Consider the following 488-nt stretch of genomic DNA (forward strand, 5'->3'; position numbering starts at 1 on the left):
GAGATGTGTATAAGAGACAGACCGTCAGCAGCCTCTCCGCCGAGGAGTACCTGCGCCGCATCGAGGCCGCGGGCCTGGAGGTGCTGCACCACGAGACCACCCTGTTCCACCCCGCCGGCGCCCTCGCCGACCCGGAGGAGCACCTCTTCTGCTACGCCCGGCGGCCCATGCCCTGAGCCCCGCCCCCGCACCCCGCTCCCCGTACGGACTGCTGGGCCCGGAACCGCACCGGGGCCATGCCCACCCGGCGGCTGAAGAGCCGGCTGAAGTAGGCGGGGTCCTCGTACCCGACCCGCCGGGCTATCCCCGCGACCGGCAGGTCGGTGCGGGCCAGCAGCTCCTTGGCCCGGGTCAGCCGGATCCCCAGGAGGTACTCCTTGACCCCCGCGCCGGTGCTGCGCCGCACCGCGCCGCGCAGCTCCGGCAGGGGCACGCCCAGCCGGGCCGCGTGCTCCGCCACCGAGATCGGCAGCAGCGCGTCCCGGGCG

The 488-nt window shown here is 75.0% G+C and carries 1 protein-coding gene; it reads right to left on the reverse strand.

The features are described from left to right. Window positions 1–151: 151 nt before the first annotated feature. A partial coding sequence (locus VR44_RS12640; RefSeq protein ID WP_045947556.1) for a helix-turn-helix transcriptional regulator occupies window positions 152–488 on the reverse strand: 337 nt, incomplete at its 5' end.

This window comes from Streptomyces katrae (assembly GCF_000966975.1).
GTDB lineage: Bacteria > Actinomycetota > Actinomycetes > Streptomycetales > Streptomycetaceae > Streptomyces > Streptomyces katrae.